The organism is Limimaricola sp. AA108-03 (assembly GCF_050847355.1).
Lineage (GTDB): Bacteria > Pseudomonadota > Alphaproteobacteria > Rhodobacterales > Rhodobacteraceae > Limimaricola.
On sequence record NZ_CP193755.1, the window covers coordinates 3,060,118 to 3,079,394 of the forward strand.

General features: G+C 68.4%; 18 protein-coding genes. 9 read left to right on the plus strand and 9 right to left on the minus strand.

Going from position 1 to position 19,277, the window contains the following annotated elements; translation table 11 throughout:
• Positions 1 to 11: 11 nt before the first annotated feature.
• From galU to cysQ, 4 genes are all read right to left on the minus strand, one after another.
• Positions 12 to 905 carry a UTP--glucose-1-phosphate uridylyltransferase GalU gene (galU, locus tag ACRAQ3_RS14915; protein WP_432255146.1) on the minus strand — a complete coding sequence of 298 codons (894 nt, stop codon included), beginning with the start codon at positions 903 to 905 and terminating at the stop codon, positions 12 to 14.
• Positions 906 to 1,023: 118 nt separating this feature from the next.
• The gene (locus ACRAQ3_RS14920; protein ID WP_432255147.1) at positions 1,024 to 2,268 is read right to left on the minus strand and encodes a glycosyltransferase family 2 protein; all 1,245 of its coding nucleotides are present in this window, start codon (positions 2,266 to 2,268) and stop codon (positions 1,024 to 1,026) included.
• The gene (locus ACRAQ3_RS14925) at positions 2,265 to 3,068 is read right to left on the minus strand and encodes a 3-deoxy-manno-octulosonate cytidylyltransferase (RefSeq protein ID WP_269397276.1); all 804 of its coding nucleotides are present in this window, start codon (positions 3,066 to 3,068) and stop codon (positions 2,265 to 2,267) included. The genes ACRAQ3_RS14920 and ACRAQ3_RS14925 overlap by 4 nt, the downstream gene beginning before the upstream one ends.
• Positions 3,068 to 3,862, minus strand: a complete 795-nt coding sequence (gene cysQ, locus ACRAQ3_RS14930; protein ID WP_432255148.1) for a 3'(2'),5'-bisphosphate nucleotidase CysQ — start codon at positions 3,860 to 3,862, stop codon at positions 3,068 to 3,070. Before cysQ ends, ACRAQ3_RS14925 begins: the two co-directional genes overlap by 1 nt.
• Before the next feature lie 147 nt (positions 3,863 to 4,009).
• On the opposite strand from cysQ, the gene ACRAQ3_RS14935 reads away from it, so the two are divergent.
• Entirely contained in the window at positions 4,010 to 4,831 is an 822-nt protein-coding gene (locus ACRAQ3_RS14935; RefSeq protein ID WP_432255149.1) for an ABC transporter permease, read from the plus strand.
• On the plus strand, positions 4,828 to 5,430 hold the full coding sequence (locus ACRAQ3_RS14940) for an SH3 domain-containing protein (protein ID WP_432255150.1): 603 nt from the start codon (positions 4,828 to 4,830) through the stop codon (positions 5,428 to 5,430). The genes ACRAQ3_RS14935 and ACRAQ3_RS14940 overlap by 4 nt, the downstream gene beginning before the upstream one ends.
• Before the next feature lie 56 nt (positions 5,431 to 5,486).
• Here ACRAQ3_RS14940 and ACRAQ3_RS14945 read toward each other — a convergent pair whose 3' ends face one another.
• A complete protein-coding gene (locus ACRAQ3_RS14945) occupies positions 5,487 to 6,095 on the minus strand; it encodes an alpha-ketoglutarate-dependent dioxygenase AlkB family protein (protein ID WP_432255151.1) in 609 nt (202 codons plus the stop codon).
• 199 nt (positions 6,096 to 6,294) lie between these two features.
• Here ACRAQ3_RS14945 and dnaK point away from each other — a divergent pair, with 199 nt between their 5' ends.
• The 3 genes from dnaK to radC all read left to right on the plus strand — a co-directional run bounded on the left by dnaK (position 6,295) and on the right by radC (position 10,260).
• Positions 6,295 to 8,217 carry a molecular chaperone DnaK gene (gene dnaK / locus ACRAQ3_RS14950; RefSeq protein ID WP_269397281.1) on the plus strand — a complete coding sequence of 641 codons (1,923 nt, stop codon included), beginning with the start codon at positions 6,295 to 6,297 and terminating at the stop codon, positions 8,215 to 8,217.
• Between the two features lie 81 nt (positions 8,218 to 8,298).
• Entirely contained in the window at positions 8,299 to 9,453 is a 1,155-nt protein-coding gene (gene dnaJ / locus ACRAQ3_RS14955) for a molecular chaperone DnaJ (RefSeq protein ID WP_085895274.1), read from the plus strand.
• 45 nt (positions 9,454 to 9,498) lie between these two features.
• Positions 9,499 to 10,260 (plus strand): RadC family protein, encoded by a 762-nt coding sequence (gene radC / locus ACRAQ3_RS14960; RefSeq protein WP_432255152.1) that lies wholly within the window; start codon positions 9,499 to 9,501, stop codon positions 10,258 to 10,260.
• On the opposite strand, the gene ACRAQ3_RS14965 is transcribed toward radC, so the two are convergent.
• The 3 genes from ACRAQ3_RS14965 to secA all read right to left on the minus strand — a co-directional run bounded on the left by ACRAQ3_RS14965 (position 10,257) and on the right by secA (position 15,735).
• A complete protein-coding gene (locus ACRAQ3_RS14965) occupies positions 10,257 to 11,867 on the minus strand; it encodes a phosphate ABC transporter substrate-binding/OmpA family protein (protein ID WP_432255153.1) in 1,611 nt (536 codons plus the stop codon). The two genes, radC and ACRAQ3_RS14965, sit on opposite strands and share 4 nt — an antisense overlap.
• A complete protein-coding gene (locus ACRAQ3_RS14970) occupies positions 11,864 to 12,766 on the minus strand; it encodes a hypothetical protein (protein WP_432255154.1) in 903 nt (300 codons plus the stop codon). The genes ACRAQ3_RS14965 and ACRAQ3_RS14970 overlap by 4 nt, the downstream gene beginning before the upstream one ends.
• Positions 12,767 to 12,900: 134 nt before the next feature.
• Positions 12,901 to 15,735, minus strand: coding sequence for a preprotein translocase subunit SecA (gene secA, locus ACRAQ3_RS14975; RefSeq protein ID WP_432255155.1), 2,835 nt, complete (start codon positions 15,733 to 15,735; stop codon positions 12,901 to 12,903).
• 185 nt (positions 15,736 to 15,920) lie between these two features.
• On the opposite strand from secA, the gene ACRAQ3_RS14980 reads away from it, so the two are divergent.
• From ACRAQ3_RS14980 to ACRAQ3_RS14995, 4 genes are all read left to right on the plus strand, one after another.
• Positions 15,921 to 16,763, plus strand: coding sequence for a peptidylprolyl isomerase (locus tag ACRAQ3_RS14980; RefSeq protein ID WP_432255156.1), 843 nt, complete (start codon positions 15,921 to 15,923; stop codon positions 16,761 to 16,763).
• Positions 16,764 to 16,765: 2 nt separating this feature from the next.
• Positions 16,766 to 17,983 (plus strand): bifunctional glutamate N-acetyltransferase/amino-acid acetyltransferase ArgJ, encoded by a 1,218-nt coding sequence (gene argJ, locus ACRAQ3_RS14985; RefSeq protein ID WP_432255157.1) that lies wholly within the window; start codon positions 16,766 to 16,768, stop codon positions 17,981 to 17,983.
• Entirely contained in the window at positions 17,980 to 18,378 is a 399-nt protein-coding gene (mutT, locus tag ACRAQ3_RS14990; RefSeq protein ID WP_269397288.1) for an 8-oxo-dGTP diphosphatase MutT, read from the plus strand. Before argJ ends, mutT begins: the two co-directional genes overlap by 4 nt.
• Positions 18,379 to 18,508: 130 nt before the next feature.
• Positions 18,509 to 18,649, plus strand: coding sequence for a hypothetical protein (locus ACRAQ3_RS14995; protein ID WP_269397289.1), 141 nt, complete (start codon positions 18,509 to 18,511; stop codon positions 18,647 to 18,649).
• 79 nt (positions 18,650 to 18,728) lie between these two features.
• On the opposite strand, the gene ACRAQ3_RS15000 is transcribed toward ACRAQ3_RS14995, so the two are convergent.
• Positions 18,729 to 19,274 (minus strand): AAA family ATPase, encoded by a 546-nt coding sequence (locus ACRAQ3_RS15000; protein ID WP_432255158.1) that lies wholly within the window; start codon positions 19,272 to 19,274, stop codon positions 18,729 to 18,731.
• Positions 19,275 to 19,277: the final 3 nt, after the last annotated feature.

The following is a 19,277-nucleotide window of genomic DNA, read 5'->3' on the forward strand; positions in this document are numbered from 1 at the left end:
CTGCGGGGCGATTACTGCGCGGCGTTGCGCAGCCCCATGACCTCGTTGAGATACTGGCCGAACTCGTCGCGCAGTTCCTCGCGGGCGAGGCCGAAAGCCACGGTCGCCTGCAGGAAGCCCGCCTTCGAGCCGCAATCGTAGCGCTCGCCGGCGAAACGGTAGCCATAGACGCCGCGCGGCCCGTCGATCTCCTTGGCGATCGCATCGGTGAGCTGGATCTCGCCGCCCGCGCCCTTCTCGCCGGAATCGAGATGGTGCATCACCTCGGGCGACAGGATGTAGCGGCCGATCACCGCGAGGTTCGAAGGCGCGTCGGCGGGCTTGGGCTTTTCGACCATGCCGCGTACCTTCATCGAATTGCTCTCGCCCGGCTCGACGTCGAGCACGCCGTAGGAGGATGTGCGCTCGTTCGGCACCTCCATCGCGGCCACCATGCAGCCGCCGGTTTCGCGATGCGCCTCGACCATCTGCTGCAGGCAGGGCTTGTCGGCCGCGATCACGTCGTCGGGCAGAATCACCGCGAAGGGCGCGTCGCCGATCAGGTGACGGGCGCACCAGACGGCGTGGCCGAGGCCCAGCGCCTGATGCTGGCGGATATAGGCGATGGCGCCCGACGGCATGTAGGTCGATTTCAGCACGTCGAGCAGCTGCTGCTTGCCATCCTCGGCAAGACGCGCTTCCAGTTCGGGGGAATGGTCGAAGTAGTCCTCGAGCGCCGATTTTCCACGCGCGGTGACGAAGATGAACTCCTCGATCCCGGCGGCGCGGGCCTCGTCGATCGCGTATTGGATCAACGGCTTGTCGACGAGGGTCATGATTTCCTTGGGCACCGATTTGGTGGCCGGAAGGAAACGTGTTCCAAGTCCTGCAACGGGGAAGACGGCCTTGGTCACGCGTTGTGTCATCTGTCTAGGTCCTTTGGGTCGCCACTCCGAAAAAGCGGAGGCGTAGAAAACGAAATCACGATGTGCTGTCACATCTGTCTATCACAGAACACGCGATTACAATGACGGTTTCATCGCATCAGACCGCACCACAGGCGGCGGGGTCGCGCAGCACTCTCTGGCGCGCCTCCTCGAAGGCCGCGCGCTCGGCGAAACGCCAGTAGCGGAAGGCCGGGTCACCCGGCAGCGACGGTCCGAACAGCCCACCCGACTGGACCCAGACGCCGCGTGGATCGAAGCGCAGCCGGTGGCGCCGGGCATCGGGCCACAGCACCAGCAGCGTCACCACGTGTCCGCGCGCCGCGAGCGTCGCGGCCTCGGCCATCTGCGCCCGCGCGGTAAAGGGCCGGGCCGACAGCCACACGCTGGGCATATCGGGCATGTCGTCGTGCAGTGGCGCGAAGGGCGGCGGCGGCTCGTCGAGCGGCGACAGCCGCCTCAACTCCCGCAGCCTTCCCTCGGAGACGCCGGCATCGAAGCCGGCCATCAGCGGCCCGACATCGCTCGGTGCGATCCGGCCCCATTGCATGTGGTGCAAGAGCCTGCGCCGCTGCGCCGCGCGCTCGGCCTCGATCCGGGCGTTGCCGTCGAGCCGGGCGCCGTGGCGCCGCAGGAACACCGCCAGGCTGGCGCCGATCTCGGACAGGTCGCGCGGCACCCTGTCATGGCGGCGGCGCGGGCTCTCGAGATAGCCGTGATGGACCTGCGCCCCCGGCACCACGGCGGTACGCGCGCCCAGCGCCGCGAGGCGCAGATTGAGGTCGGTCTCGTCGAGATAGAACCGGTAGGCCGGATCGAAGCCACCCATCGCGGCGAGCACCGAGCGGCGCAGCGCCATGTTGGTGCCCTCGGTCTTGATGCCGCGCCCGAGCCGGCCGCGCAGCACCATGGTCTCGTCCCTTTCCATGACGAGGTCGCGGCAGCTGCCATCGGCGAAGGCCGCCCGCGCCCGCCATTGCCAGCCCAGATGGCCCGGGCCGCGCACGAAGCCGCCCGCCGCCGCCACCGTCTCGTCCGCGAATGGCGCGGTGAGCGCGGCGAGCCAGCCCGGCTCGGGCAGCGCGTCATCGTCGAGAAAGGCCACCACCTCGCCCGCCGCCGCCTCGATGCCGATGTTGCGCGCGAGGCTGATATTGGCCTCGTCGCAACGCCGCACCCGGATGCGGTCGCCCCATGGCGCCAGCGTGGCCTCGCCCTCGGCATCGGTGACGACGATCACCTCATAGGCGGGGTGACGGTTCTGCGCCAAGGCGGTGAGGCACAGCCGCAGCGCCGATGCGCGGCCGCGGCTGGCGATGACGACGCTGACGCGCCCCGGCGTCACGCCACCCGCATCTCGGCGAGCATCGCCTCGATCCGCGGCACGTCCTGCGGGTTGTTCAGCTCCCAGAACTGCCGTCCCCGCGCCTCGACCTCGACGCAGAGGATCGGCACCCGACGCTCGAGAAAGCGCAGCTGCTCCAGCCCCTCGAGCGTCTCCAGCGGCCCCTGCGGCCAGCGGCCATAGGCGGCGAGCGCCGAGGGGCGGTAGGCATAGACGCCGACATGGTGGAACACCGGCGTCGCCTCGTCGGCGGCGTAATCGTCGCGGCCCGTGTAGGGGATGACTTCCTTTGAGAAGTAGAGCGCGGTGTTGTCGGCACCGAAGACCGCGGTGGTGCCGCCGACCCGGCCGGCGCGGCGATCCTCGCGGAATCCCCGCAGCGCCGCCGCGTCGGCCCGCAGCACCGGCGTGGCCACCTCGGCCACCGGGTGGTCGCGCAGATCCTCGATCAGCCGCTCCACGAACCAGGGCGGCGTCAGCGGCGCGTCGCCCTGCAGGTTCACGACGATCTCGAAGCCACCGCCCAGCACGTCGAACGCCTCGGCGCAGCGCTCGGTGCCGTTGCGGCAGGCTTCCGAGGTCATCACCACCTCGGCGCCGAAGCCCTCCGCATGGTCGCGGATTCGCTCGTCATCTGTGGCGACGACGATACGCGGATCGCCAGACACCTGCCGCGCCGCCTCCCAGGAGCGGCGAACGAGGCTGCGCGCCTCGCCGGTGGCGCCCCTGAGTTCGACCAGCGGCTTGCCGGGATAACGGGTCGAGGCATAGCGCGCGGGGATGACGATCAACACGGACATCAGGGTTTCGCCAGCTCCACGCCCGGCGCATGGGCGATGAAGAACGGGTTCTCGAAGCCCGGCTTGCCATAGCCCAGCGGGGTGTGATCGTCGAAACGGACCACCCGGCCGCCCGCGCCCGCCAGCACCGCGTGACCGGCGGCCGTGTCCCATTCCATGGTGCGGCCGAGCCGCGGGTAGAGATCGGCCTCGCCGGTCGCCACGAGGCAGAACTTGAGCGAGGATCCCGCGCTCTTCATGTCCGCGACCTTGTACTTGTTGATATAGTCGTCGGTGGCGGCGTCGCGGTGGCTCTTGGAGGCGACGACGCGCAGCGCGGTCTCGGGCACCGAGACCGAGATCGGCGTCGTGGCGCCAGCGGTCCGGGCGTCGAACGGGCCCTGCTCCTCGACCGAGACGCCGGAGGCATCGGTGTAGAACAGGCGCTGCTTGGCGGGGGCGTAGACGACGCCGCGGGTGGGCTGGCCGTCCTCGACCAGGGCGATGTTGACGGTGAAATCGCCGCGGCGCTGCACGAATTCCTTGGTGCCGTCGAGCGGATCGACGATCAGGAAGGTCGAGACGGACTGGCCATGGCTGTCGGCCTGCTCCTCGGTGACCAGGGGCAGGTCGGGAAAGGCCTCGCGCAGACCGGCCGAGATCAGCGCGTCGGCGGCCTCGTCGGCGGCGGTGACGGGGCTGTCGTCGCCCTTGGCGCGGACGTCGAAATCGGGGCCGTCATAGATCTCCATGATCTTCTCGCCCGCCTCGATGGCCAGGGTGCGCATCACCTGCATCAGCCGTTCGAAATCCATGCAATCGTCCCTTTCAACAATGTGGCGCCCCGAAATCGTCATCCGCTTCGTGCAAAGTTGATAGGCGGAGCGATATCCTTATGATGTCCTGCCTGAGGATCGGCAAGAAATTCGTCGCCGGCCCCGCCGGCCGCCAAGCGAGGTCAGATGTTCGAAAGCGAGCGCCCCCGTGGCACCGGCAGACGCGCCGCCGGACTGGCCGAGCTGATCTATCACTCCACGGTGCGCGAGGTGCGCCGGAGCCACCGCAACGCGCTGGCCGGGCTGTTGTTGAACATCGCGCAGGCGGTGATCTTCGTGCTCGCCTTCTACCTGATGTTCACCCTGATCGGCGCGCGCGGCGCCGGGCTCAGGGGCGATTTCCTGCTCTACCTGATGTCGGGGATCTTCCTGTTCCTGACTCATACCAAGGCGGTGACGGCCGTGGTCAAGGCCGACGGCCCGGCCTCGTCGATGATGAAGCACGCGCCGCTCAACACCGCCGTGACCATCTCCGCGGCGGCCTTGGGCGCGCTCTACATCCAGCTGCTGTCGCTCCTGGTGATCCTGTTCTTCTACCACGTGCTGGTGACGCCGGTGGAGATCGACGACCCCGTCGGCGCGATGGGCATGCTGCTGGTCGCGTGGTTCTCGGGCGTCGGCGTCGGGATGATCTTCATGGCGATCAAGCCCTGGCTGCCGGAATTCACCCAGATCGGCGTCTCGGTCTATGCCCGCACCAACATGATCGCCTCGGGCAAGATGTTTGTCGCCAACACGCTGCCCGGTTACCTGCTGCCGGTGTTCGACTGGAACCCGCTGTTCCACGCGATCGATCAGGCGCGCGGCCATGTCTTTCTCAACTACACGCCGCATTTCACCTCGGCTCTCTACCCGCTCTGGGTCGGGCTGGCGCTGGTGGCGATCGGCATGATGGCCGAGTTCTTCACCCGCAAGCGCGCCTCCGCGAGTTGGAGCGCCGGACGATGAGGTGGCTGGCGCTGCTTTTCGGGCTCTGGGCCGCGCCCGTCTCGGCCACGGTCGATGCCTGGCCGGCGCTGTTCGACGTGGCGCGTGTCGCGGCGGATGACGCGCTCAACATCCGCTCGGGCCCCGGCGCCGGCCACGAGGTGATCGGCAGGCTCGCCCATGACACGCGCGGCGTCGAGGTGATCGAGATGTCGCGCGACGGGCGTTGGGGCCGGGTCAATGCCAGGGAGGGCACCGGCTGGGTGGCGCTGTCCTTCCTCGACCGTCGCCCTGGGCAATGGGACGGGGCAATCCCGCCCCTCGCCGCCTGCTTCGGGACCGAGCCGTTCTGGCGTCTCGAGACCGGTGCGACATGGCGCATGGATACGCCCGAGGAGGTGATCTTCGACGCGCCCGCCCCCGACCTCGTGGGCAGCGCCGCCCATCGCGGCCGTTTTGCCGGGGCGGTGACGGCGGGCGGGGCGATCTGGACCCTGTCGGTGCTGAACCAGCCATGCTCAGACGGCATGTCCTCGCGCCGCTACGGCTTCGAGGCGATGCTGATCGGCGCGGCGCCCGAGACCAGCCTCCGCACCGGCTGCTGTTCGCTCGCCCCCTGAGCCTTTCGCGCCAAAAGCCTTCCAAGGCTTTTGCAAAAACTCTTGCAAGAGTTTTGCTACCGCACCACCCGCAGCGTGACATTGATCCGGCCGCCGCCCGGGATCAGCGTCGAGGACCCCGCCCGGACCCGGTCGATGCCGTGATGCACCAGCCGCGCTGCGCCGCCCATCACCGCCACATCGCCCGAACGCAACCAGATCGAGGCGGTCGAGCCGCCCCGCTCGACCGATCCCACCCGGAACAGCGCCTCGTCGCCGAGGCTGATCGACACCACCGGGTAGGAGAAATCCCCCTCGTCGCGATCCTGATGCATGCCCATCTTCGCCCCTTCACGGTAAAGATTGACCAAGCAGCTGTCGGGATCGACCGCGACCCCGGCGACCGCACGCCAGACGCCGAGCACGCTGTCGGGGATCGGCGGCCAGGGCATGCCGGTCTCGGGATGCACCGGCGCGTAGCGATAGCCGCGCCGGTCCGCGACCCAGCCCAGCCGGCCGGCGGAGGTCATCTGCACGCTCATCGGGCCGCGCCGGGTCACCGGGCGCATCACCGGGGCGGCGCGCGCCACTTCGCGCAGCTCCGCCAGCATCGCGACCTGCGCATCCGCATCGATGAAGCCAGGCAGCACCTTCACGCCGCGCAGCTCGATCTCCTCGCCCCTCATCCGCTCTCCCGCCATCCGGTTCCGGCCATACGGCAAAATGGCGCGTCTCGGCCAATGCTGCCAGTTGCAGCCCGAAAATGCCCTCCCTATATAGCCCAGTGATCCGCGACGGGCCCGTCCCGCCGCAAAATTCCTGTCCGGGGCAGATGCCTCAACGGGTCCGCACCGGAAAACCGCCTAGAGCTAGAGGGTTTTGAACATGGCTAAAGTAATCGGCATCGACCTTGGGACCACCAATTCCTGCGTCGCGATCATGGATGGCTCGCAGCCCCGCGTGATCGAGAACTCGGAAGGCGCCCGCACCACCCCGTCGATCGTCGCCTTCACCGATGACGAGCGGCTCGTGGGCCAGCCCGCCAAGCGGCAGGCCGTCACCAACCCGTCCAACACGATCCACGCGGTCAAGCGCCTGATCGGCCGCCGCATGTCCGACGCCGCGGTCGAGAAGGACCGCAAGCTCGTGCCTTACAAGATCGTCGATGGCGGCAATGGCGATGCCTGGGTCGAGGTGAAGGGCGAGAAGTATTCCCCGTCGCAGATCTCCGCCTTCACGCTGCAGAAGATGAAGGAGACCGCCGAGTCCTATCTCGGCGAGGAGGTGACGCAGGCCGTCATCACCGTTCCCGCCTATTTCAACGACGCCCAGCGTCAGGCCACCAAGGACGCCGGCAAGATCGCCGGCCTCGAAGTGCTGCGCATCATCAACGAGCCCACCGCGGCGGCGCTGGCCTATGGCCTCGACAAGAAGGATTCGAAGACCATCGCCGTCTACGACCTCGGCGGCGGCACCTTCGACGTCACCATCCTCGAGATCGATGACGGCCTGTTCGAGGTGAAGTCGACCAATGGCGACACCTTCCTCGGTGGCGAGGATTTCGACATGCGCATCGTGAACTACCTCGCCGAGGAGTTCAAAAAGGAGCATGGCAGCGACCTCACCCAGGACAAGATGGCGCTGCAGCGCCTGAAGGAAGCGGCCGAGAAGGCCAAGATCGAGCTGTCCTCCAGCCAGCAGACCGAGATCAACCAGCCCTTCATCTCGATGGACGGCAAGACCGGCACGCCGCTGCACCTGGTCATGAAGCTGACCCGCGCCAAGCTGGAAAGCCTCGTCGGCGACCTGATCAAGGCCTCGATGAAGCCCTGCCAGGCGGCGCTCAAGGATGCCGGCATCTCGACCTCCGAGATCGACGAGGTGGTTCTCGTCGGCGGCATGACCCGCATGCCCAAGGTGATCGAGGAAGTAACCAAGTTCTTCGGCAAGGAGCCGCATAAGGGCGTGAACCCCGACGAGGTGGTGGCGCTCGGCGCGGCGATTCAGGCCGGCGTGCTGCAGGGCGACGTCAAGGACGTGGTGCTGCTCGACGTGACGCCGCTGAGCCTCGGCATCGAGACGCTGGGTGGCGTGTTCACCCGCCTGATCGACCGCAACACCACGATCCCGACCAAGAAGAGCCAGATCTTCTCGACCGCCGAGGACAACCAGAACGCGGTGACGATCCGGGTCTTCCAGGGCGAGCGCGAGATGGCCGCCGACAACAAGATGCTCGGCCAGTTCAACCTTGAGAACATCCCGCCCGCGCCGCGCGGCATGCCGCAGATCGAGGTGACCTTCGACATCGACGCCAACGGCATCGTCTCGGTCTCGGCCAAGGACAAGGGCACCGGCAAGGAGCAGAAGATCACCATCCAGGCCTCGGGCGGTCTCACCGACGAGGACATCGAGAAGATGGTGCGCGAGGCCGAGGAGAACGCCGACGCCGACAAGAAGCGGCGCGATCTGGTCGAGGCCAAGAACCAGGCGGAGAGCCTGATCCACTCGACCGAGAAATCGCTCGAGGAGCACTCCGACAAGGTCGATCCCTCGACCGTCGAGGCGATCGAGCTGGCCATCGCGGCGCTCAAGGACGAGCTCGAGGGCGACAACCCCGAGAAGATCCGCTCCGGCATCCAGAACGTCTCCGAGGCTTCGATGAAGCTGGGCGAGGCGATCTACAAGGCCAGCCAGGCCGAGGCCGGCGAGGAAGAGCCCGCCGAGAGCGACAAGCCGCGTGACAACGATGACGACGGCATCGTCGACGCCGACTTCGAGGATCTGGACGACGACAAGCGGGGCCGCTGAGGCGCCGCGAGAGCTCTAGTCCAAGGAGCCGGCCCGGCGACCGGGCCGGCTCCTTCCGTTTCCGAAAGGTAGGACGATCCTATGGCAAAACGCGACTATTACGAAACGCTCGGGGTCTCCAAGGGCGCGTCCGCCGACGAGATCAAGAAGGCCTATCGCCGCAAGGCGAAGGAGCTGCATCCCGATCGCAACTCCGACAACCCGCAGGCCGAGGAGCAGTTCAAGGCCGCCAACGAGGCCTATGACGTGCTCAAGGATGCCGACAAGAAGGCCGCCTATGACCGCTATGGCCACGCCGCCTTCGAGGGCGGCATGGGCGGGCGTCCGGGCGGCGGCGCCGGTGGCTTCCGTGGCCAGGGCGATTTCGCCTCGGCCTTCTCGGACGTGTTCGACGATCTGTTCGGCGATTTCATGGGTCAGCGCGGCGGTGGCGGCGGTCGGTCCCGCGCCGCGCGGGGCAACGACCTGCGCTACAACCTGCGCATCAATCTCGAGGACGCCTTCGCCGGCATGCAGAAGACCGTGACGGTGCCGACCTCGGTCACCTGCGGCAAGTGCCACGGCTCCGGCGCCTCCGACGGCTCCGAGCCCGCCACCTGCCCGACCTGTTCGGGCATGGGCAAGGTCCGCGCGCAGCAGGGTTTCTTCACGGTCGAGCGCACCTGCCCGACCTGCAACGGCATCGGCCAGATCATCAAGGATCCCTGCCGGGCCTGCCAGGGCGCGGGACGCGTCGAAAAGGAGAAGTCGCTCTCGGTCAACATCCCGGCGGGCGTCGAGACCGGCACCCGGATCCGTCTCGCGGGCGAAGGCGAGGCCGGGCTCAGGGGTGGTCCTTCGGGCGATCTCTACATCTTCATCGACGTGGCCGAGCATCAGCTGTTCAAGCGCGACGGCCATGATCTCTACTGCCGCGTTCCCGTCTCGATGGCGGCGGCGGCGCTGGGCGGCGATATCGAGGTGCCGACCATCGATGGCGGCAAGAGCCGGGTGAAGATCCCAGAGGGCAGCCAGTCGGGCCGGCAGATGCGGCTGCGTGGCAAGGGCATGCCAGCGCTGCGCGGCGGCCAGCGCGGCGACATGTTCATCGAGCTCGCGGTCGAGACGCCGGTGAACCTCACCGCGCGGCAGCGCGAATTGCTGCGCGAGTTCGACGAGGCGAGCGAGAAGAACAACCCGCAGAGCTCGAACTTCTTCTCCGCCGTGAAGGGGTTCTGGGACTCGATGAAGGGCTGAGCCTCTTAAGCCCGTCTTAACCATGCCCGCGAGACATTCGCGGGCATGGCACCCGACCCGTCATTCTCCGAGCGCCCCCTGCCCTTCGACGCCGACGAAGTGGCCGAGATCGCGCCGCTGCCCAAGGGTCGCCTGCCGTCCTACATGGCCGACCACCGCCGCCGCCTGCGCGAGAGGTTCCTCTCTGGCGGTGCCGAGGCGATGCCCGATTACGAGCTTCTGGAGCTGCTGCTGTTTCTCGCGGTTCCGCGGCAGGACATGAAACCTCTGGCGCGGCGGCTGATCGACGAGTTCGGCGATCTCAACCGGGTCCTCGCGGCTCCGATCCCACGATTGTCCGGGATCGAGGGCGTCGGGCCCTCGGTCGTCGGCGCCCTGAAGCTGGTCGAGGCCGTCGCCCACCGCATGGCCCGCGCCCGGGTCATCGCGCGCCCCGTGCTGTCGGGCTGGGAGCCGCTTCTCGACTACTGCCGCACCGTGATGGCGCATCGCGAGACCGAGCAGTTCCGGGTGCTGTTCCTCGACCGTCGCAACGTGCTCGTCGCGGACGAGGCGCAGGCGCGCGGCACGGTGGACCACGTGCCCGTCTATCCACGAGAGGTGGTCAAGCGGGCGCTGGAGCTGAACGCCTCGGCGCTGATCCTCGTGCACAACCACCCTTCGGGCGATCCGACCCCGTCCGAGGCCGACATCGCCATGACCGCGCAGATCGAGGCGGCCGCCGGAGCCTTGGGCATCATGCTGCACGACCACCTCGTCATCGGCAAATCGCGCGAGACCAGCTTTCGCGCCGAGGGGCTGCTCTAGCGCAGCGGTGCCACCCAGAGCTCGACCCGGCGATTGATGCCGCGTCCGGTCTCGGTGTCGTCGCAGCCCATCGGCAGCGCCTCGCCGAAGGCCGCGACCTCGAGCGCCACGCCTGCGGGCAGCGTGCCGCCAAGCAGCGACAGCACCGCCGCGCGCACCGCCTCGGCCCGTTCCAGCGACAGGTCGTGATTGGCCACGGGCCCGCCGAGTCCGTCGCTGAACCCCGCCAGCAGCAGCGACTCGCCGTTGTGACGCCCGTCCCGGATCGCGTGGGCGAGCTGCACCACATGGCTGCGCGACACCGCGTCGAGCGCCGCCGCGCCGGGCTCGAAGCGGAAGGTGGTCGACAGGCGCTGGCGCGGCTCAAGCACCCGCAACATCCGCTGCAGCTCGCCCAGCCCCACATCCTCGCCCGCCGCGAGCACCGCCCCCGCGAGACGGCGGCCCTGCGCCTCGATCGGAATCGGCAGCGGCGCCAGCCCGGTCACCCCGGCGCGGCGCAGCACCAGCTGCGCCTCGGCGCTGGCGATCCAGTCGAGAAACGCCTCGGCCGCTTCCGGCAGGCGGCGCATCGGGCGGTAGAGCACCAGCGGCAGGGTGAGCGGGAAATCCCCGGTCATCACCGTCTCGGCGCTGGCGTTGCTGCGCAGGCCGCAGGGTCCGCCGAGCGTCAGCGGCTGCGTCGTACCGAGCCGCCCGAAGGGCAACATGCCGATGCCGCCGGGATCGGCGGCCACGGCGGCGGCCAGCGTATCGGTATCGGGATGGCGGATCACCTCGGGCGACAGGACGCGCTCCGAGCGGCCCAGCACCAGCGCCTCGAAGCCCTGCATCTGGCCGCTGGCCTCCGGCCCGAGATGCAGCCGCACCGGCCCCGGCGTACCGCCCAGCCGCGACCAGTCGGTGATCTCGCCCGCATAGAGCCGCGACAGCTGCGGCAGCGACAGGGCCCGTAGCCTGCGCCCAGGCGCCACCACCGGCACCAGCGCGTCGAGGCCGATCAGCTGCAACCGCCCGGGGCTGTCGAGCCGGCCCAGACCGGCATCGCGCGCCAGGGCCAGCTCCTCGGCGTCGAGCAGCCGCTCGGCCATGGCGAGATCGGCTTCGTCGGCCAGCAGGTCGGCAAAGCCGTCCTCGGTCGAGGTGAGCCGGAACGACACCCGCAGCCGCGTCTCGCCTCCCTCGGCCTCAACGAGAGCGTAATGCCGATGCGTGGCATCGGTCTCGACGGTTTCGATCGCCAGCCCCCGTTCGCGCGCATAGCCGTCGACCAGCGCCGGCAGCACCAGCTCGCCCAGCCGCGCCGCGCCAGACAGCCGCAGTTCGGGCACCCATGTCTCGGGATCGGGGCAGGCCATGCCCTCGCAGCTCACGCCGGCCAAGGGCAGCGTCAGTTCGCCATGCTCGGTCGCCACCCGCAGATAGCGCCCGTCATAGCCCAGCAGGCTGCCGGTGAGGCGCAGCGAGCCGCTGCGCGAGGTGAGCTGCACGGTGGTGTCCGGCTCCTGCGCCAGCGCCGGAAGCGGCCAGAACGCCAACGCGGCCCAGAGGGCCGCGCGGCGCAGGATCTGCTGAAACGATGGGGGTGCGGGGCGTTGCGGCGTCATCTCGACGCGACTGTCAGTCCCGGCTCGAGGTTTTGCAAGACGAGAAGCTCGCCCACCGCGTCGCAGCCCGGAAGCGTGACTTCGATATCGGTGCTGGCGATGCTCTCGGCGTCGCCCAGGCGGACCAGCTCGGCCGCGACCGGGTTGCCGCAATTCGTCGCGGTGACCTCGATCTCGATGCTGATCGCGGCGGCGTCGCCCAGGGGCGCGCTGTAGATCTCGGCCAGACGCGGCGCCGGTGCGGCCGGATCGCCAAGCCCGATCATCGAGGCCCCGCCTGCCGCGCCCGGTGCCATGTCGCGGCTCACATGGCCGGGCTCGCCATACCGCGCGCCGGGCGCCAGCGCGTGGAGCGAGAGCCCGTCGCCATCGCGCCACTGCAGCGCCACGCGGTGCCATTCGGCCATGTCCGGAAGCTCGGTGCGGGCCACCGCCATGGCGCCCCCCGCCTCGGCCATGAAGACCGCGTCGCGCGAGAGCGCCGGGAACAGCACCCCGGCCTCGCCCTGCGCATCGGTCAGCAGCGTCACGGTCAGCCCCTGATGCCGCAGCGTGACGCGGGCCAGCGGCGCGCAGGGCGCGGCAAGCTGCAGCTCCGCGATGGCGCCGGGGCGCGGCTCCGCCGAAAGGCGCAGATCGCAGCCCTCCTTCGCGGGCACCGGCCCGAGCCGCGCCAGCCGGGCCGGGCTGCGCGGCGGCTGCGGCAGGTCGAACGCCCCGGAAAGGCGCGGCGCCATCTCGGTGACGGCGGCGGTCAGCACCGGCGCTTCGGGATAGGTTTCGGGGAGGTCGACCGGCGTCGCGGCGGCGCGCGACACGCCGCTTTCCATGAACTGTCCGATCGCGACGGCCGCGCCCGCGCAGGCGGTCGCGGTCAGGAGAAAACGCAAGACGGCCATGACCAGATCCTCTTTCAACTCCACCGATCATGGCACCCCCGCAAGGCCCGGGCGCGTCCGCAACCCGGCACCTTGGAGGAGTCATCCGGGCACAATTGCGGCAAAACCCGCGGCCCGGAAGGGAGATAGGAGGATCAGAGCTTGCCGTGGCAGTGCTTGAACTTCTCGCCCGAGCCGCAGGGGCAAGGCTCGTTGCGCGAGGGCGCGCCCCAGGTCGCGGGATCGTTCTCGTCGAAGCCCGGCACCGCTCCGGCAGCCGCGTCGGCGGCAGGTGCCGCCCCGGCGGTGGCCAGTTCGGGCGCCTCGCGGCGCGGCGCGGGGGCGGGCTGAGCCGCCGCACCGGCCGCACCGGCCGCACCGGCCGCACCGGTCGCACCGGCGGCCGCACCGGTCGCGGCCGAGGCACCGGCAGCCGCTGCGCCGTTGCCACCGGAGGCCTGCGCCCGCGCCTGCATCGCGCGCTGCAGCATCGCCTGCTGCTCTTCCTTGGAGATCGGCCGGATCTGCGCCAGCTTCTCGGTCACCTCGGTCCTAAGTCCGTCGAGCAGCCCCTCGAACAGCTGGAAGCTCTCGGTCTTGTACTCGTTGAGCGGATCGCGCTGCGCATAGCCGCGGAAACCGACTACCGAGCGCAGATGCTCGAGCATCAGCAGGTGTTCACGCCACTTGCCGTCGATGGTCTGGAGCAGCACCTGCTTCTCGATGCTCTTCATGGTCTCGGGGCCGAAGGTCTCGGCCTTCTCGGCCATCAGCTTGTCCGAGGCCTCTTCGAGCCGCTCGCGGATCTCCGCGTCGTCGACGCCTTCCTCCTCGGCCCATTTCATCACCGGCACGTCGATGCCAAGCACCTGAATCGCCTGGGCGTAGAGCCCTTCGGTGTCCCACTGGTCGGCATAGGCCTTGGGCGGGATATGGGCGGCGACGAGGTCCTCGATCACCTGATGGCGCATGTCGGCGACGATCTCCGACAGGTCCTTGGCCTCCATGATCTCGCGGCGCTGGGAGAAGATCACCTTGCGCTGCTCGTTCATCACGTCGTCGTATTTGAGGAGCTGCTTGCGGATGTCGAAGTTGCGGCCCTCGACCTTGGCCTGCGCGCGTTCCAGCGACTTGTTCACCCAAGGGTGCACGATCGCCTCGCCTTCCTTCATGCCCAGGCCCGACAGCACCTTCTCGAGCCGCTCCGATCCGAAGATCCGCATCAGGTCGTCTTCGAGCGACAGGAAGAAGGAGGACCGGCCCGGATCGCCCTGCCGGCCCGAGCGGCCGCGCAGCTGGTTGTCGATCCGGCGGCTCTCGTGGCGCTCGGTGGCCAGAACGAACAGGCCGCCGGCTTCCAGCACCGCCTTCTTCTCGTCGGCATGCTCGGCCTCGATCCGGGCGCGGATCTCGTCGGGATGCGCCTCGGGATCGGCGGCCAGCGCCTCGAGCACCTTCAGCTCGACATTGCCGCCAAGCTGGATGTCGGTGCCGCGACCGGCCATGTTGGTGGCGATCGTCACCGCGCCGAGCTTGCCGGCATCGGCGATGATCTGCGCCTCCTGCTCGTGCTGGCGGGCGTTGAGCACGTTGTGCTTGATGCCCTCCTTTTCGAGCAGCTGGCTCAGGAACTCGGACTTCTCGATCGAGGTGGTGCCGACGAGGATCGGCTGGCGCTTCTCATGCGCCTCCTTGATCGCCTTGACCACGCCGTCGAACTTCTCGCGGGCGGTGCGGTAGACCTGATCGTGCTCGTCGATCCGCTGGATCGGGCGGTTGGTCGGCACCTCGACCACGCCGAGCCGGTAGATCTCGTAGAACTCGTCGGCCTCGGTCAGCGCGGTGCCGGTCATGCCCGCGAGCTTGTCGTAGAGCCGGAAGTAGTTCTGGAAGGTGACGCTGGCCAGCGTCACGTTCTCGGGCTGGATGTCGAGGTTTTCCTTGGCCTCGATCGCCTGATGCAGCCCGTCCGAAAGCCGGCGGCCATGCATCATCCGGCCCGTGAACTCGTCGATCAACACGGCCTGGCCGTCGCGGATGATGTAGTCCTTGTCACGGGTGAAGAGCTTGTGCGCCCTGAGCCCCTGATTGACGTGGTGCACGATCGTCGTGCTCTCGGGGTCGTAGAGCGTCTGCCCCTCGGGCAGGATGCCGAGCGCCTGCAGCCGCGTCTCGAGAAACTCGTTGCCCTCGTCGGTATAGGTGACCGAACGGGTCTTTTCGTCGAGCGTGTAATGCTCGTCGGTGAGGTCCGGGATCACCCGGTCGATGCTCCGGTAGAGCTCGGAACGGTCCTGGCTCGGACCCGAGATGATCAGCGGCGTGCGCGCCTCGTCGATCAGGATCGAGTCCGTCTCGTCGACGATCGCGAAGTTGTGGCCGCGCTGGTTCATTTGGGACAGCTCGGACTTCATGTTGTCGCGGAGATAGTCGAAGCCCAGCTCGTTGTTGGTGGCATAGGTGACGTCGGCGGCATAGGCCCCCTTCTTCTCGGCCTCGGGCTGCTGCGGATAGACCACGCCGGTGCTGAGCCCCAGCGCGCCATAGACCTTGCCCATCCACTCCGCGTCGCGCTTGGCGAGGTAGTCGTTCACGGTGACGACGTGCACGCCCTTGCCCGACAGCGCGTTGAGATAGGCCGGGAAGGTCGCGACCAGGGTCTTGCCCTCGCCGGTCTTCATCTCGGCGATGTTGCCCTGATGCAGGAAGATGCCGCCCATCAGCTGCGTGTCGAAGGCGCGCAGGCCAAGCGCGCGGCGCGCCGCCTCGCGGCAGTTGGCGAAGGCCTCCGGCAGCAGGTGATCGAGGCTCTCGCCCTTCTCGATCCGCTCCTTGAACTCGACGGTCTTAACCTTGAGGCCCGCGTCATCCAGCGCCTGGAACTCGGGTTCGAGCGCGTTGATCTTCTCGATCAGCGGTCGCGTGGACTTGATCTTGCGGTCGTTCGGCGTGCCGAAGACCTTCTTGGCCAGCGATCCGATACCCAGCATTGGCGATTGTCTCCTGCCGTCGTCCTGTGATCTGCAAGGAGGTCGCTTGTCGCCCCCGCATGTGGGGCATAGATAGGGCGCAAGTGCCGCCCTTTGCCAGCCCATCCGGCGATGTAAGGGGCGGGGGACCGAGTGTCAACGTCGCGCCCGGGACGCGTCCCCGCGCGGCTAGGGAAGGAAACCACATGATCCGCACGCTGCCCGCCGCCGCCCTGATGGCCGGCTTCGCCACGATGGCCTCCGCGCAACAGGCTTCGGACGTCGTCGCCACGGTGAACGGCACCGAGATCACGCTGGGCGAAATGATCATCACCCGCAGCCAGCTGCCGCAGCAATACCAGCAATTGCCGCCCGAGACCCTGTTTCAGGGCATTCTCGACCAGCTGATCCAGCAGCAGGTGCTGGCCGACACGCTCGAAGGCACCCCGGCCCGGGTCGAGCTGGCCCTGCAGAACCAGCGCCGCTCGCTGCTCGCGGGCGAGGCGATCAACGCGATGATGCAGGAAGAGGTCTCCGACGAGGCGCTGCAGGAGGCCTATGACGAGGCCTTCGCCGATGCCGAACCGGTGCAGGAATACAACGCCAGCCACATCCTCGTGGAGACCGAGGAAGAGGCGCAGGCGGTGCTCGAGCGGCTCGCGGCGGGCGAGGATTTCGCCGAGGTGGCCAAGGAGGTCTCGACCGATCCGGGCTCGGGCGCGCAGGGCGGCAGCCTCGGCTGGTTCGCCGAGGGCATGATGGTCGAGCCGTTCCAGGCCGCGGTGGCGGAGCTGGAAAAGGGCGAGATGACCGAAACCCCGGTCGAGACCCAGTTCGGCTTTCACGTGATCCGGCTCGACGACACCCGCACGCAGGAGCCGCCCTCGCTCGACGAGGTGCGCGAGGATCTCGCCAGCCAGATCCAGCAGGGCAATATCGAGGAGCGCCTGACCGAGCTCGAGGGCGAGGCCGAGATCACCCGCCCCGAGGAGGGCGCGTTCGATCCGGCGCTGCTCACCGATCTCGACCTGCTCGAAGAAGGCAACTGATCATGGCCGGTCCGGTCTCGCCTCTGGCGCCCGCCGCCTTTCCCGCCCTGCCCGAGATCGCGGGCGTGCGTTTCGCCTCGGTCGCGGCCGGGGTGCGATACGCGAACCGGACCGACGTGATGCTCGCGGAGCTGGCCGAAGGCTCGGCGGTGGCAGGGGTGTTCACGCGCTCCTCCACCCGCTCGGCCCCGGTCCGCGACTGCGAGGCGAAGATCGGCGCGCAGACCTCCCGCGCCGCCTTCCTCGTCAATTCCGGCAATTCCAACGCCTTCACCGGCCAGGCGGGCGAACGCTCGGTGGCCGAGATCAGCGCCGCCGTGGCACAGGCCACCGGCATCGACGCGGCGCGCGTCTTCACCTCATCGACCGGGGTGATCGGCGAGCCGCTTCCGCATGAGCGGATCGTGGCGAAGCTGGGCGAGCTGAACGCCGCGCTGGAGCCATCGGGCATCGAGGGCGCGGCGCGCGCCATCATGACCACCGACACCTTTCCCAAGGGCGCGACCGAGACGGTCGAGATCGACGGAAAGAGCGTGAAGATCGCCGGCATCGCCAAGGGGTCGGGCATGATCGCGCCCGACATGGCGACGATGCTGGTCTACATCTTCACCGACGCCAAGCACGACCAGCCCGCGCTGCAGGCGCTTCTGCGCGAGATCACCGACCGGACCTTCAACTGCATCACCGTCGACAGCGACACCTCGACCTCGGACACGCTCTTGATGGCGGCGACCGGGGCCTCGGGCGTCGATGCGACCGGCAGTGCCGATTTCGCGGCCGGGCTGGAGCGGGTGATGCTCGACCTCGCGCATCAGGTGGTGCGCGACGGCGAGGGTGCGACCAAGTTCGTCGAGATCCGGGTCAGCGGCGCCGCTTCCGACGCCGATGCCCGCCGCGTCGCCATGGCCACCGCCAATTCGCCTCTGGTGAAGACCGCGATCGCCGGCGAGGACCCGAACTGGGGCCGCGTCGTCATGGCGGTGGGCAAGTCCGGCGCCGAGGCCGATCGCGACCGGCTCTCGATCCGCTTCGGCGAGATCCTCGTGGCCGAGAAGGGCTGGGTCAGCCCCTCCTACAGCGAGGAAAAGGCCGCCGCCTACATGAAGGGGCAGGAGATCGTGATCGGCGTCGATCTCGGTCTCGGCACGGGCAAGGCCGTGGCCTGGACCTGCGATCTCACGCATCGCTACATCGACATCAACGCCGACTATCGGTCGTGAAGATCGTTCTCGTCGCTGCCGTCGCCCTGATCGACGCCGATGGCCGGGTGCTGCTCGCGCAGCGCCCGGAGGGCAAGTCGATGGCGGGTCTGTGGGAATTTCCCGGGGGCAAGGTCGAGCCGGGCGAGACGCCCGAGGCGGCGCTGATCCGGGAGTTGCACGAGGAGCTCGGCATCGACACGCAGGAGAGCTGCCTTGCGCCGCTCACCTTCGCCAGCCATGCCTATGAGAGCTTTCACCTGCTGATGCCGCTCTATGCCTGCCGCCGCTGGCAGGGCACGGCGCATGGGCGCGAGAATCAGGCGCTCGAATGGGTGCGGCCGAACCGGCTGCGGGAATACCCGATGCCGCCGGCGGATCTGCCGCTCATTCCCGTTTTGCGCGACTGGCTCTGACACAGCTCTCGTAACCCTGCGTCGAAACCGGCCAATTGGTTCCATATCCTATCAAAAAGACGTCAGATTGGTGTATTCTTCACACACCCGCGCTTAATGTGCGGGGCGTGAACCAACTCTGGAGTCCATTATGCTGCAAACCATCCTGATCGGAAGCTGCATCTCGGTGCAGGGTCTCCTCGTAAAGAAGCTCGAGAACGGGCGCATGCGCATTCGCGTGGGCGAGCGTTTCTACGAGGGCCGCCCCGCAAACGTCGCGAAGGCTGCCTGATCCCTTTCGCGTTGCCCGCGTTTCACGAGTGTTCCGCACGCGAAGGGGACGGCTCCGGGCCGTCCCTTTTCTTTTGCCCTCAGCGATGCGGCAATCCGAGATTGCCCCGCTTTACCGCCTCCGACAGGCCGTGCAGGTAGGCCGCGACCTCGCGCCGACTGCGCAGGCGGTGACGGTCCTTGCCCTTGGGGATCTGGCCATAGAACCAGTTCAGCCGCGAGCGCATCGAATGCCGGGTGCGCCAGACCCATCGGTAGAATTCGCGGTCGAACCGCTCCGGACAGCCCTGCGGCATGTCCGGCCGGGTCCGGCCATGGTGGCGCAGCGTTCTCCACAGCAGCCGCGGCAGCCTGCGCCGTAACGGCATATCCAGCCAGATCACCGTGTCGGCCCGGGCAAGCCTTTCGCCCCAGGTCGAGGAATGCCCGCCTTCGAAGATCCATTCGGGCCGCGCATGGACCTCCGCGCAGAGCCGGTCCTTCTCGGCGCGCGACCGTTCGATCCAGCCGGGGGCCCAGTGGATATGGTCGATATGGACCACCGGCAGGTGCGTGATCGCGCCCATCCGCCGTGCCAGCCACGACTTGCCCGAGCCGGGCTGCCCGATGATCATCACCCGCTTCATGGC

Bases quoted from the DNA above. Each gene is read 5' to 3' on its own strand.
- ACRAQ3_RS14995 (WP_269397289.1), top strand. From the start codon at position 18,509: ATGCTGCAAACCATCCTGATCGGAAGCTGCATCTCGGTGCAGGGTCTC.
- ACRAQ3_RS14940 (WP_432255150.1), top strand. From the start codon at position 4,828: ATGAGGTGGCTGGCGCTGCTTTTCGGGCTCTGGGCCGCGCCCGTCTCG.
- secA (WP_432255155.1), bottom strand. From the start codon at position 15,735: ATGCTGGGTATCGGATCGCTGGCCAAGAAGGTCTTCGGCACGCCGAAC.
- ACRAQ3_RS14980 (WP_432255156.1), top strand. From the start codon at position 15,921: ATGATCCGCACGCTGCCCGCCGCCGCCCTGATGGCCGGCTTCGCCACG.
- dnaJ (WP_085895274.1), top strand. From the start codon at position 8,299: ATGGCAAAACGCGACTATTACGAAACGCTCGGGGTCTCCAAGGGCGCG.
- ACRAQ3_RS14935 (WP_432255149.1), top strand. From the start codon at position 4,010: ATGTTCGAAAGCGAGCGCCCCCGTGGCACCGGCAGACGCGCCGCCGGA.
- ACRAQ3_RS14945 (WP_432255151.1), bottom strand. From the start codon at position 6,095: ATGAGGGGCGAGGAGATCGAGCTGCGCGGCGTGAAGGTGCTGCCTGGC.
- radC (WP_432255152.1), top strand. From the start codon at position 9,499: ATGGCACCCGACCCGTCATTCTCCGAGCGCCCCCTGCCCTTCGACGCC.
- ACRAQ3_RS14925 (WP_269397276.1), bottom strand. From the start codon at position 3,068: ATGTCCGTGTTGATCGTCATCCCCGCGCGCTATGCCTCGACCCGTTAT.
- ACRAQ3_RS14970 (WP_432255154.1), bottom strand. From the start codon at position 12,766: ATGGCCGTCTTGCGTTTTCTCCTGACCGCGACCGCCTGCGCGGGCGCG.
- cysQ (WP_432255148.1), bottom strand. From the start codon at position 3,862: ATGGATTTCGAACGGCTGATGCAGGTGATGCGCACCCTGGCCATCGAG.
- ACRAQ3_RS14965 (WP_432255153.1), bottom strand. From the start codon at position 11,867: ATGACGCCGCAACGCCCCGCACCCCCATCGTTTCAGCAGATCCTGCGC.
- dnaK (WP_269397281.1), top strand. From the start codon at position 6,295: ATGGCTAAAGTAATCGGCATCGACCTTGGGACCACCAATTCCTGCGTC.
- galU (WP_432255146.1), bottom strand. From the start codon at position 905: ATGACACAACGCGTGACCAAGGCCGTCTTCCCCGTTGCAGGACTTGGA.
- argJ (WP_432255157.1), top strand. From the start codon at position 16,766: ATGGCCGGTCCGGTCTCGCCTCTGGCGCCCGCCGCCTTTCCCGCCCTG.
- ACRAQ3_RS15000 (WP_432255158.1), bottom strand. From the start codon at position 19,274: ATGAAGCGGGTGATGATCATCGGGCAGCCCGGCTCGGGCAAGTCGTGG.